This window comes from Streptomyces pseudogriseolus, from assembly GCA_002154585.1.
In the GTDB taxonomy this organism is placed as follows: Bacteria; Actinomycetota; Actinomycetes; order Streptomycetales; family Streptomycetaceae; genus Streptomyces; species Streptomyces pseudogriseolus.
The window spans coordinates 1-12,744 of sequence record MUNG01000278.1 but is presented as its reverse complement, the minus strand read 5'-3'; the positions used below and the strand labels follow the sequence as shown (position 1 = coordinate 12,744).

10 protein-coding genes are annotated in these 12,744 nt (G+C 72.4%); 7 read left to right on the top strand and 3 right to left on the bottom strand.

The genetic code is table 11. The features are described 5' to 3' along the window. Together pgi and CCN29_RS23290 are read left to right on the top strand one after the other, a co-directional pair. On the top strand, window positions 1-1,323 hold a 1,323-nt coding region (pgi, locus tag CCN29_RS23295), incomplete at its 5' end, for a glucose-6-phosphate isomerase (protein ID WP_086684248.1). Window positions 1,324-1,443: 120 nt separating this feature from the next. Continuing rightward, complete coding sequence (locus CCN29_RS23290; RefSeq protein ID WP_086684245.1) at window positions 1,444-2,364, top strand: hypothetical protein; 921 nt, start codon at window positions 1,444-1,446, stop codon at window positions 2,362-2,364. Between the two features lie 10 nt (window positions 2,365-2,374). On the opposite strand, the gene CCN29_RS23285 is transcribed toward CCN29_RS23290, so the two are convergent. From CCN29_RS23285 to CCN29_RS23275, 3 genes are all read right to left on the bottom strand, one after another. Continuing rightward, complete coding sequence (locus CCN29_RS23285; RefSeq protein ID WP_086684242.1) at window positions 2,375-4,657, bottom strand: ABC transporter permease; 2,283 nt, start codon at window positions 4,655-4,657, stop codon at window positions 2,375-2,377. A gap of 75 nt (window positions 4,658-4,732) precedes the next feature. Continuing rightward, window positions 4,733-5,485, bottom strand: coding sequence for an ABC transporter ATP-binding protein (locus CCN29_RS23280; RefSeq protein WP_031019807.1), 753 nt, complete (start codon window positions 5,483-5,485; stop codon window positions 4,733-4,735). Continuing rightward, window positions 5,482-5,997 (bottom strand): PadR family transcriptional regulator, encoded by a 516-nt coding sequence (locus CCN29_RS23275; protein WP_031019809.1) that lies wholly within the window; start codon window positions 5,995-5,997, stop codon window positions 5,482-5,484. The genes CCN29_RS23280 and CCN29_RS23275 overlap by 4 nt, the downstream gene beginning before the upstream one ends. Window positions 5,998-6,122: 125 nt before the next feature. Between CCN29_RS23275 and CCN29_RS23270 the strand changes: the two genes are divergently transcribed. The 5 genes from CCN29_RS23270 to CCN29_RS23250 all read left to right on the top strand — a co-directional run. Further along, entirely contained in the window at window positions 6,123-7,394 is a 1,272-nt protein-coding gene (locus CCN29_RS23270) for an ABC transporter substrate-binding protein (RefSeq protein ID WP_086684238.1), read from the top strand. Between the two features lie 185 nt (window positions 7,395-7,579). Beyond that, entirely contained in the window at window positions 7,580-9,199 is a 1,620-nt protein-coding gene (locus CCN29_RS23265; RefSeq protein ID WP_086684236.1) for a glycoside hydrolase family 13 protein, read from the top strand. 47 nt (window positions 9,200-9,246) lie between these two features. Beyond that, window positions 9,247-10,575: an ABC transporter substrate-binding protein gene (locus tag CCN29_RS23260; RefSeq protein ID WP_086684251.1), complete on the top strand. Its 1,329-nt coding sequence runs from the start codon at window positions 9,247-9,249 to the stop codon at window positions 10,573-10,575. 5 nt (window positions 10,576-10,580) lie between these two features. Beyond that, the gene (locus tag CCN29_RS23255; protein WP_086684233.1) at window positions 10,581-11,945 is read left to right on the top strand and encodes an ABC transporter permease; all 1,365 of its coding nucleotides are present in this window, start codon (window positions 10,581-10,583) and stop codon (window positions 11,943-11,945) included. Beyond that, window positions 11,942-12,744: carbohydrate ABC transporter permease (locus CCN29_RS23250; protein WP_086684230.1), on the top strand; the 803-nt coding region annotated here is incomplete at its 3' end. The genes CCN29_RS23255 and CCN29_RS23250, both read left to right, overlap by 4 nt.

Here is a 12,744-nt window from a genome sequence, read left to right as displayed (position 1 = left end):
GTCGAGGTCGACGGGGAGAACGTCGTCCCGGCCGTGCACGCGGTGCTGGACCGGATGGCCGACTTCGCCGGCCGGGTCCGCTCGGGCGAGTGGACCGGCCACACGGGCCGGCGGATCCGCAACGTCGTCAACATCGGCATCGGCGGCTCGGACCTGGGCCCGGCGATGGCGTACGAGGCGCTGCGCGCCTACACCGCGCGGGACATGGTGTTCCGGTTCGTGTCCAACGTGGACGGCGCGGATCTGCACGAGGCGATCCGGGACCTGGATCCGGAGGAGACGCTGTTCGTCGTGGCGTCGAAGACGTTCACCACGATCGAGACGGTCACCAACGCCACGTCCGCCCGCACCTGGCTGCTGGAGGCGCTCAAGGACGAGGCCGCCGTCGCCCGGCACTTCGTCGCCCTGTCGACGAACGCCGGGAAGGTCGCCGACTTCGGGATCGACACGGCGAACATGTTCGAGTTCTGGGACTGGGTCGGCGGGCGGTACTCCTACGACTCGGCGATCGGGCTGTCGTTGATGATCGCGATCGGTCCGGACCGGTTCCGGGAGATGCTGGACGGGTTCCGGATCGTCGACGAGCACTTCCGCACGGCACCGCCGGAGGCCAACGCGCCGCTTCTGCTGGGCCTGCTGGGGATCTGGTACAACAACTTCCACGACGCGCAGTCGCACGCGGTGCTGCCGTACTCGCACTACCTGTCGAAGTTCACCGCCTACCTCCAGCAGCTCGACATGGAGTCCAACGGCAAGTACGTCGGCCGGGACGGACGCGAGGTCGACTGGCAGACCGGTCCCGTCGTGTGGGGCACGCCCGGCACCAACGGGCAGCACGCCTACTACCAGTTGATCCACCAGGGCACCAAGCTGGTCCCCGCCGACTTCATCGGCTTCGCCGAGCCCGCGGGGGAGCTGAGCGACGGGCTCAAGGCGCAGCACGACCTGCTGATGGCCAACCTGTTCGCCCAGGGGCAGGCCCTCGCCTTCGGCAAGACGCCGGACGAGGTGCGCGCCGAGGGGGTGCCCGAGGAACTGGTCCCGCACAAGACCTTCCGGGGCGACCACCCCACCACGACGATCCTGGCCACCGAGCTGACCCCGTCCGTGCTGGGCCAGCTGGTCGCGCTCTACGAGCACAAGGTGTTCGTGCAGGGCGCCGTGTGGAACATCGACTCCTTCGACCAGTGGGGCGTCGAACTCGGCAAGGTGCTCGCCAAGCGCGTCGAGCCCGCCCTGACCGAGGGCGCCGACGTTCCCGGCCTCGACCCCTCCACGAAGGCCCTGGTCGCCGCCTACCGGGAGCTGCGCGGACGCCGCTGACCACGGCGTACGCGGCCGTACACGGCGTACGGGAGCGGGCGGTGAGCCTCCGTCCGCTCCCGTGCGCTCCCGTACAATCGCCGGGTCGAAGATCACGGCGAGCACTCGGGGGAACACGAAGTGGCACGTACGATCGGCCGGTGGACGGGCGGCACACTCACGGCGCGGAGCTTCCTGAAGCCCCACAAGGTGGCCGAGGCGGTCTTCCACCCGGCGTGGATCCCGCCGTCGCTCGACCCGGCCATCGACAAGCTCAAGCGCATCCGGGTCATCGCCGGAGCAGTGGCGTCCATCGGCGTCTACACCGTGCTGGAGGGCGGCTTCGACGTCACGGAGCTGCTGGAGAACGCCCTCACCGCCTCGGCGGTGCTGCTGTTCCTCACCCCCGTCACGGTCGGCGTCATGCTCCTCGTCTGGCGGCGCACCGGCACGCTGCGGCAGTTGAGGACACCGCTCCTCAACTCCCTCGCGCTGCTTCTGCTGTTCATCGGCTCCGTCGTCGCGCTGGCGCTGCTCGTGCAGACCACCAACGCCACCCACGGCCCCCTCGTCATCATCGCGGGAGGCGCGGCGATGATGTGGATGCTCGTCTTCGTCGCCCGGGGAGCCTTCCGGGTCACCGGCAACTTCTTCGGCACGGGCGCCGTGCACCGCTGCCTGCCCGCGCTGCTCTCCACGGTCACCAGCTGGCTGGTGGCGGTCCCCGACCTGGTCACCGGCGACCTGCACGGACTCGGTCTCACCCTCGGCGTCGTCTTCATCCTCGGCGCCCCGGTGACCGTCACGGCGATCGCCCTGCTGGAAACCGGCCGGCTCAAGCGGCGCTACGGCATCCGGCTCGGCGCACACCCGGCGGGCCATCCGCCGGTCCCGGGCCCCGTCCCGCCGATGCCCCCGGGCGCCCCGACCGGGCACCCGTACATCCCGCCCCAGGGCAACCCGTACGCGCTCGGCGCCGGCAACCCCTACGCCCCTTACAACTCGCAGACCCCTTACAACCCGCCGACCCCGTACAACCCCCAGGCCCCCTACGGCTCGTGAAGGTCGCCGTTCAGGCCACCGCGCTCAGCGTGTCCGCGAGGCGGCGGCGGGCCGCGCGGGCGGCCGGGACGGCGGCCAGGGCGGCGGCGCCCAGCACGGCGGCCCCGCCGAGCAGCACCAGCAGCGCGGCGGAGGGCAGCCGGGCGATCCCCGCGCCGATGCCGCTCGACCTGCCCTGGGCGTCGATCAGCCAGTGCGCCAGCGGCAGCCCCAGCGCGGTGGCCAGCAGCACCGCCGCCAGAGCCGTACCGGCGGTGGCGACGACCGTGACCGCGGTGATCTGCCGGGGTGACAGGCCCACGGCCTTCAGCGCCAGCAGATCGCGCTCGCCCTCGCGGACGGTGCCGCCGATCGCCGTCAGCAGCTCCACCAGACCGATCAGGGCCAGCACCACGACCAGCCCGAGCACCACCGCGCGCAGCGGGGACAGTCCGTCCGCCGGGTTGGCCACGGTGTGCACGTCCAGGTGGCCGCGGCCCTCCGCTGCGAGCCGCGCCGCCACCTCCGCCGGGTCCGCGCCGGGCTCGAGCCGGACCTGGTGGAGGCCGGGCCGCATCCCGGGGTCGTTGGCGCGGAGGGTGTCGAGCGACGTGGAGATGACCCGGCCGGCGTTCTCCGGCTCGATGCTGCGGCCCACGATGTGCAGGATCTGCGGGCGGTCGCCGACGGTCATCCGCACCCAGTCGCCCACCCGCACGTGCAGCAGGTCGAGCAGCCCCTGCCCGGCCACCGCCTCGTCCGGACCGAGCGCCGCCCTGCCCTCCGCCAGCGTGAACGGGTACGGGGCCGCGCGGGTGCCGTACCCGCGCAGCGCGATCGTCGCGGTCTGGCCGGGGACCAGCGCGGCCACCTCCACACCCGGGTAGGCGGCGGCGACCTGCGGATCGCTCTCCAGCAGCTCCCGCGCCTCCCGGTCGTCCAGCGAGGCGTCGGCGCGCACACTGAGCGCCGTCGGCAGCCCGATCCGCTCGGGGGCGCTGTGGAAGCGGTCGATCGTCGTCCACGCGCTCAGCGCCACCACGATCAGCAGCAGCGGCAGCGCGAGCCTGGCCACCGCGCCCAGCGACCGCGGCCGCCGGGTGAACGCCTTGTGCCAGCCCAGCACCAGCGCCGGAGGCACCCGTGCGCCCAGCGCCCGGCGCGCCGCCCCGCTCAGCCGCCCCGCCGGCGCCGCGGCCGGACGCGGCACCGGCACCGGCGGCACCCGGCCAGCCCGCCAGGCGGCCAGCCCGGTGGTCGCGCCGATGAACAGCACCGCCCCCACCGGCACCACGATCAGCGCACCGGTGTGCCCGGGCAGCCCCTGCCACACGTCGACCGCGTCCCCGAGCCGCCCCGGGACCGCCCCGCCCAGCGCCTCGGTGAGCGCGGCGGCGGCCACCGCGCCCAGCAGGGCGTAGCCGAGATGCTGGATGAGGAAGACGCGCACCACCTGGCCGGGGGTGAAGCCGATCGCCTTGAGTACGGAGATGTCCCGCAGATGGCCCCGGATCCGGGTGGTGATCGCGCCGTGCACGGCGAACCCGGCGGCGGCCAGCGCGCCCAGCCCGAACAGGCCCAGCACCTGCCCCAGCAGCCGGTTGTCGCCCTGCGCCTCGGCGCGCGCCTGCTGCCAGGTCGCCACCTCGCCGATCGCCCCGGCGCCCAGCCGCGTCACCGCCCGCTGCACGGCGTACCCGGTGTCACCCGGGTCGGCCAGCCGCAGCCCGATCACCTGCCCGTCCGGGTCCGGCACCGCCGAGGGCAGCGCCCACACGAGCCCCGCCCGCTCGCCCGGCCGGAACCGGGGCTCCGCGCTGTCGGCGACGCCGACCACGGTGAACCGCCGCGCGGTGCCGGGCACGGTGAGGGTGTCGCCGGGACCGGTGAGCAGGGCGCGGGCCAGCCCGCTCTCCAGCACCACGCCGTCGGGCGTGGCCGCGTCCAGCCAGTGTCCGGAGGTGAGGATCGGGCGGCCCACCTCGGGCCGGTCCGCGGTGCCGCGCACCTCGACGGAGGCGCGGCCGCCCTGCGAGGCGAGGGTGAGGGACGAGGTGGGGTAGGGGCCGGCGACCGACCGCACCCCCTCCAGTCCGGTCAGGGCGCCGGCGTCGGCGGAGGCGGCGGTGTGCAGGGTGACGTGGGCGCCGTGCGCCTGGGTGAAGACCCGTTGCCAGGGGTTGGTGGCGTAACCGAACAGGGCCGTGGCCAGCAGCAGGGACACCACGATGCCCGCGGTGGCGAGCACCAGGAACAGCGCCTCGCCGCGGTGCGTGCGCAGATCGGAGTGCGCCCAGCGCAGGGTCGCTCGCACCGGCCTCAGCCCCTCGCGGGTCGGTCGAGGACGCGTATGCGGGCCTTCGCGGCACGTCGGCGGGTCACGCGCATGTCAGTCCCTGAGCTCCAGCACGCCGGACGCGCCGGCCCGGCGCGGTGGCGGGCCCGCGTCGAGGGTGGCGTCGTCGGCTATCCGGCCGTCGAAGAACGAGATCACCCGGTCCGCGGCGCTCGCCAGCCGGGCGTCGTGCGTGACCAGCACGATCGTCTGCCCGCGCTGGTGGAAGCGGGACAGCAGCCGCATCACCTCGCGCGTCCCCCTGCTGTCCAGGCTGCCCGCGGGCTCGTCGGCCAGCAGCAGCGGCGGATGGTTGACCAGCGCCCGGGCCAGGGCGACCCGCTGCTGCTCGCCGCCGGACAGCTCGCGCGGCATGCTCCGCTCCTTGCCCTCCAGGCCCAGCTCGGCGAGCAGCTCCCGGCGCCCGGCACGGGCCTTCTTCGGCGGGACCCCCGCGAGCAGCGCGGGCAGCTCCACGTTGTCCGCCACCGACAGGTCGGAGACCAGGTTGAAGAACTGGAACACGATCCCGATGCGCCGCCGCCGCTCCACCGCCCAGCGCGCCTCGCTCCAGCCGTCGGCGCGCTCGCCGTCCAGCCAGATGCTGCCCTCGTCCGGCCGCTGGAGCCCGCCGAGCAGATGCAGCAGCGTCGACTTGCCCGCGCCGGAGGGGCCGGTGACCGCCACGAACTCGCCGCGGGTCACCCGCAGGCCGACCCCGCGCACGGCGTGCGCCGGTGCGCCCTCGCCGTGGTGCGTCTTGACCAGGCCCTCGGCACGCAGCAGGGGAGCGTCGCTGTCGCTCACTGAAGCTCCTCCAGCTCTTCCTGACACCGCTCCAGCCAGTCGAGATCGGCCTGAAGGTGCAGCATCGCGCCCTCGATCAGCAGATGGGAGATGCGGTTGTCCCGGTCCTCGGCGGCGGCCAGCTTCGACAGCTGCCGCATCGTGTTCAGATACTGGCGGCGCTGGCGGTTGATCAGGGAGATCTGGTCGGCGAGCCCGGTCTGCGGGGCCAGGGCCAGCTTCATGAAGAACTCGTCCCGCACCCGCGGCTCGTCCGCCGTCTCCTCGAACCAGACGCGCAGCGCCTCGTGCCCGGCCTCGGTGAGGTGGTAGACCTTCTTGTTCGGCCGGCTCGACTGCTCGATGGCCTCGCCCTCGATCAGCCCCGTCTTCTCGAGGCGGCCGAGAGTGACGTAGATCTGGCCGACGTTCGGCTGAGGGTACGCGGCGCCCAGCAGTTGCTCAAGGTCCTGCTTGAGCTCGTAACCGTGCGCCGGGCCGCGGGCGAGCAGCGCCAGGAGGGGCAGCCGCACTCGTGCTCTCCTCCTCGCGTCCTGGGTAATGTGCCGCAGGACCTAGTATCGCCCATACCTAACGGGTATACATGGCCTCTGACCCCGGCAAGGGTGCCCGGGTGCCGGTGTACAGGAGGGAACCTATGCGGTGGATCCATGCCGCGGGTAGGGGCCTTCTCGTCCTGGTCGTCGTTCTGACCGGTTACGTCGCCTCCGGCGCGAGCGCCGACGAGGGCCCCGGGGACGGGCGCGGACCGCTCACCCTGGCCACCGCCGGCGACCTCACCGGCTATCTCGGCTCCGTCCTCGACGGCTGGAACCGCACCCATCCCGGCGAGGAGGTCACCCTCGTCGAACTGCCCGACTCCGCCGACGAGACCCGCGCGCAGATGATCACCGACCTGCGGGCCGGCGAGGGCGGCCGCTTCGACGTGCTGAACATCGACGTCAGCTGGACCTCGGAGTTCGCCGCAGCCGGCTGGATCCGCCCGCTGCCCCGCGACCGGTTCCCGCTGGACGCCTTCCTGCCCCCGGTCGTCGGCACGGCCACCTACGACGACCGGCTGTACGCCGTCCCGTACGTGACCAACGCCGGGCTGCTGCTTTACCGCAAGGACGTCCTCGACGAGGCGGGCGTCCCGCCGCCGCGCACCTGGGCCGAACTGGAGCGGGCGGCGAAGACCCTCGCCCCCGCGCACGGACTGGCCGGCTACGCGGGCCAGTTCCTCCCCTACGAGGGGCTCACGGTGAACGCCGCGGAGGCCGTCTACTCGGCGGGCGGCACCATCCTCGGCGACGAGGGCGAACGCGTCACCGTGGACTCCCGGGCGGCCCGCAAGGGCATCGGCTTCCTGGCCCGCGGGGTCCGCGAGGGCTGGATCCCGAAGGAGGCGCTGACGTACAAGGAGGAGGAGTCCAAGCGGGCCTTCCAGGACGGCAGGCTGCTCTTCCTGCGCAACTGGCCCTACGCGTACGTCGCCGCCTCGGCCCCCGGCTCGAAGGTCGCCGGGAAGGTCGGCGCCGTGCCCCTGCCGGGCCCTGACGGCCCCGGCACCAGCGTGCTCGGCGGGTCCAACCTGGCCGTCAGCAGCCACGCCCGGCACCCCGACTCCGCCGCCCGCCTGCTCGCGTACCTCATCAGCGAGCGGGTGCAGCGCCAGGTCCTCACGCGCGGCGCGCTGCCGCCCGTACGCGCGGACCTGTACGACGACCCGGAGCTGGTGCGCCGGTTCCCCTACCTGCCGACCCTGCGCGAGAGCGTGCTGGCCGCCGCGCCGCGGCCCAAGAGCCCGCGCTACGACCAGGTGAGCCTGGTGGTGCAGGCGGTGGTGCACGACGCGATGAGCGGGCGGCAGACCCCGGAGGCCGCGGTGCGCCGGCTGGCGGCGGAACTGGCCGCCGTCTCCGCTCGCTGAACCCCCTCTCCAGTTACTTGTTAGGTAACGCGCACGTCTCGTTCATGCCGGAAAAACCCCAGTTCGCACCGGCTTGCTCCCCGTAACCTCCCGGTAGCTTGCGCACGTTCATTGACACCCGCTGTTCACCGCTACCTAACATGCATGCATAACCAGCAGCGCTCCTCACAGACAGGTCAATCGGGGTGAACAGGCACCATTGGTGGCGTGACGCGGTGATCTACCAGGTGTACGTCCGCAGCTTTCTGGACAGCACCGGGGACGGCATCGGCGATCTCGCCGGGGTCAGGGCGGGACTGCCCTACCTCAAGAAGCTCGGCGTGGACGGGATATGGCTCAGCCCGTTCTACCCCTCGCCCCAGCACGACCACGGCTACGACGTCGCCGACTACCGCGACGTCGACCCCGTCTACGGCGACCTCGACGAGTTCGACCGACTGATGACCGCCGCCCGCCGCCTCGGCATCCGGGTGCTGCTCGACATCGTGCCCAACCACTGCTCCAGCGAGCACCCCTGGTTCCGCGAGGCGCTGGCCGCCGCCCCCGGCAGCCCCGAGCGGGCCCGCTTCCACTTCGCCGACGGCCGCGGCCCCGGCGGAGCCGAGCCGCCCAACAACTGGCACGCCATGTTCGGCGGCCCCGCCTGGACCCGCGTCACCGAGGCGGACGGCCGCCCCGGCCAGTGGTACCTGCACATGTTCACGCCCGAACAGCCCGACTGGAACTGGCGCAACCCCGAGGTCGCCGCCGAGTTCGACCACGTCCTGCGGTTCTGGCTGGACCGGGGCGTCGACGGCTTCCGCATCGACGTCGCCGCCGGCCTGTTCAAGCACCCCGAGCTGCCCGACTCCCCGGACCCCGAGGCCGACGCCCGCACCCGCGACTCGGTCAACCCGCTCGCCTGGAACCAGCCCGAGGTGCACGACGTGTGGCGGCACTGGCGCGCGGTGTGCGAGGAGTACACCGCCCGCGACGGCCGCGAACGCCTCCTGGTCGGCGAGGTCTCCGTCCCCACCGCCCGCGAACACGCCCGCTACGTCCGCCCCGACGAGCTCCACCAGGCCTTCTTCTTCGACCTGCTCGGCGCGCCCTGGGACGCCGACGCCTTCCGCAAGGTCATCTCCGAGGCCATGCAGGACATCGCCGGCACCGGCTCGACCGTCACCTGGGTGCTCAACAACCACGACCAGGTGCGCACCGTCACCCGCTACGGCGAACCCGCCCCCGAGGGCAGCGGACTCGGCGCCGCCCGCGCCCGCGCCGCCGCGCTGCTGATGCTCGCGCTGCCCGGCGCCGCGTACATCTACCAGGGCGAGGAGCTGGGCCTGCCCGAGGTCGTCGACCTGCCCGACGACGTGCTCACCGACCCGATCTTCCGCCGCACCGGCAGCCGCGCCCGCATCCGCGACGGCTGCCGGGTGCCGCTGCCCTGGTCCGGACAGGCCTCGCCGTTCGGCTTCACCTCCGGCGCCGAGGGCGCCAAGCCCTGGCTGCCGCAGCCCGAGTACTTCGCCGAGTACGCCACCCACCGCGCCCTCGCCGACACCCGCTCCTCCTGGCACCTGTACCGCGACGGCCTGCAACTGCGCTCCGCCCTACACCAGTTGGGCGAGGGCACGCTGCGCTGGCTGGACACCCAGCCCGGCGTCCTCGCGTTCGCCCGCGACGACCTCGTCTGCGCCGTCAACTTCGGCACCGCCCCCGTACCCGCCCCGGTCGCCGGCACCCCGCTGCTCGCCAGCGGCCCGTGCCGCCCCGGGGAACTGCCCGGCTCCACCGCCGCCTGGTGGATCGACGGCGCCTGAGCACGCACGCCCGGTCAACTCCCGTAACACCCGAAGGGACATCGATGATGATGCGACGACGTACCACCCTGCTCACCGGATGCACCGCCCTCGTCCTCGCACTCGGCGCGACCGCCTGCGGAAGCGGCGAACCCGTCGCCGCCGGCGGCGGGGACAAGGCGCTCAGCGGCCAGACCGTCACCGTGGCCGGTGTCTGGTCCGGCAGCGAGCAGGAGAACTTCCAGAAGGTGCTCGACGCCTTCACCGAGAAGACCGGCGCCAAGACCCAGTTCGTCTCCACCGGCGACAACGTCTCCACCGTCGTCGGCAGCAAGATCGAGGGCGGCAACGCCCCCGACGTCGTGATGGTCCCGCAGGTCGGCGTGCTCAAGCAGTTCGCCGCGCAGGGCTGGCTGAAGCCGCTGGACACGAAGGTGCGGTCGGCCGTCGGCGCCAACTTCGCCGAGGTGTGGCGCAACTACGGCAGCGTCGACGGCACCCTGTACGGCCTGTACTTCAAGGCCGCCCACAAGTCGACCGTCTGGTACAGCCCCGAGGCGCTCGAGCAGGCCGGCGTCGCCGAGCCCAAAACCTTCGACGAGATGCTGGAGAACGGCCGGACCGTCTCCGACTCCGGGCTCGCCGCCTTCTCCGTCGCCGGCCAGGACGGCTGGACCCTCACCGACTGGTTCGAGAACGTCTACCTCTCGCAGGCCGGACCCGAGAAGTACGACGCCCTCGCCGCGCACGAGATCAAGTGGACCGACCCGACCGTGGTCGACGCGCTCACCACCCTGGGCAAGCTGTTCAAGGACAAGCAGCTGATCGCGGGCGGCCAGAAGGGGGCGCTGAACACCGACTTCCCCGGCTCGGTGGAGAAGGTCTTCGGGCCCAAGGCCGAGGCCGCCATGGTCTACGAGGGCGACTTCGTGGCCGGCGTCGCCAAGGACCAGTTCGGCCGCACCATCGGCACCGACGCGAACTTCTTCCCGTTCCCGCCGGTCGGCGGCGGTGAGGCGCCCGTGGTCAGCGGCGGCGACGCGGCCGTCGTCCTCAAGGACGGCAGGAACAGCGAGGCGGGCATGGCGCTCGTCGAGTACCTGGCCGGCTCTGAGGCCGCGGCCGTCTGGGCCGAGGCGGGCGGCTTCCTCTCCCCGAACAAGAAGCTCGACCTGTCCTCGTACGGCGACGACGTCACCCGCGCCACCGCCGAGTCCCTGGTCGCGGCCGGCGACTCGGTCCGCTTCGACATGTCCGACCAGGCCCCCGCGGCCTTCGGCGGCACCAAGGGCGCCGGCGAGTGGAAGATCCTGCAGGACTTCCTGCGTAACCCGTCCGACCCGCGGAAGACCGCGGCCGAGCTGGAGAAGGCCGCCGCCAAGGCCTACGGGAACTGACGGCCATGACCGCCACACTCACCAAAGAGGCGATCCCGCCCGCCCCCGCGCGCCCCGACGGCGCGCGCGGGCGGCGCCTGCGCCGGCGCGGCCGGATCGTCGCCCTGCTGTTCGCGCTTCCCGCGCTGCTGCTCCTCGGCGCGCTGGTCGTGTACCCGGTGCTGTTCTCCGTCGGCCGCAGCTTCTTCGACGCCTCCGGCACCGAGTTCGTCGGCGGCGAGAACTACGCCGAGATGTTCCGCGACCCGGCCACCCTCAAGGCCGTCCGCAACACGGCCGTCTGGGTCGTCGTGGCCCCGACCCTGCTGACCGGCCTCGGCCTGATCCTCGCCGTGCTGGTGGAGAAGGTGCGCTGGGCCACCGCCTTCAAGCTGCTGCTGTTCATGCCGATGGCGGTGTCCTTCCTGGCCGCCGGCATCATCTTCCGCCTCGCCTACGACGAGGACCCCGACAAGGGCGTCCTCAACGCGGCCGTCGTCTCCGTCCACGACGCCTTCACGGGCAGCTCCTCCTACCCCACCGCCCGGGCCCGCGACGGCCAGGGCCTGACCAAGGAACCGGACGGCTCCTACGTCACCGCGGCGGACGTGTCGCCCGGCGGCACGGCGGCGCTCGGCCTGGTCGGCGTCGCCCCCAAGGACCTGCCCGGTGACGCCGGGCCCGCGTCGAAGGCGGCGTCGGACACGGCCGCCCCGGACGAGGTGCGCGGCGTAGTGTACCTGGACTTCACGCCCGGCGGAGGAGGCAGGCAGGGCGAGGTCGACGAGAAGGAGAGCGGACTGCCCGGCGTGACCGTCGAGGCGGTGCGCGACGGGAAGAAGGTCGCGAGCACCACCACCGCGTCCGACGGCTCCTTCCGCTTCACCGGCCTCGACGACGGCTCGTACGCGCTGAAGCTGCCCTCGGACAACTTCGCACCGCCCTACGAGGGCGTCTCCTGGCTCGGCCCGGCGCTGGTCACCCCGGCCATCATCGGGGCGTACCTGTGGATCTGGACCGGGTTCGCGATGGTGCTGATCGGGGCCGGCCTGGCCACGCTGCCCCGGGACGCGCTGGAGGCGGCCCGCATGGACGGCGCCAACGAGTGGCAGATCTTCCGGAAGATCACCGTGCCGCTGCTCGCGCCGGTCCTGACCGTGGTCTTCGTGACGCTGGTGATCAACGTGATGAAGGTCTTCGACCTCGTCTACATCATCGCGCCCGGACCCGTGCAGGAGGACGCGACCGTCCTCGCGACCCAGATGTGGCTGGTGTCCTTCGGCGGCGGCAACAACCAGGGGCTGGGCAGCGCGCTCGGCGTCCTGCTGCTGCTCCTGGTCATCCCGGCCATGGTGTTCAACGTCCGCCGGTTCAAGAGGAGTCAGCGATGAACGTGATCCGTCGCGGCCTGGGCAACGCGGTGGTGCAGGCCTTCCTGGTGGTGATCGGGCTGGTCTGGATGACCCCGCTGGCCGGTCTGTTCCTGTCCTCGCTGCGGTCCGCCGAGGACACCGCGAAGGGCGGCTGGTGGACCGTGTTCACCAGCCCCGGGCAGCTGTCCTTCGACAACTACTCGGCGCTGCTGGAGAACTCCGGCATCACACAGGCGTTCTGGAACACCGTGCTGATCTCGGTGCCCACCACCGTGCTCGTCGTGGTCGTCGCCGCGCTCGCCGGATACGCCTTCGCCTGGCTGGAGTTCCCCGGGCGGGACACGGTGTTCCTCGTCGTGGTCGCGCTGCTGGTGGTGCCCGTGCAGATCGGTCTGCTGCCGGTCGCCAAACTCTTCGGTCAGCTCGGCCTGTTCGGGACCATCCCCGGCGTGGTGCTGTTCCACGTGGCCTACGGTCTGCCGTTCGCGGTGTTCCTGCTGCGGAACTACTTCGCGGAGATGCCGAAGGAGATGCTGGAGGCCGCGCGCATGGACGGCGGCAGCGAGTGGCGGATCTTCACCCGGCTGGTGCTGCCGGTGGGGCGGCCGGCGATCGCCAGCCTCGCCATCTTCCAGTTCCTGTGGGTGTGGAACGACATGCTGGTGGCCCTGCTGTTCGCGGACAGCTCGTCGCAGCCGCTGACGGTGGAACTGCAGTCGCAGATCCGGCAGTTCGGCAGCAACGTGGACGTGCTGGCGCCGGGGGCGTTCCTGTCGCTGGTGGTACCGGTGGTCGTGTTCTTCGCGTTCCAGCGGCA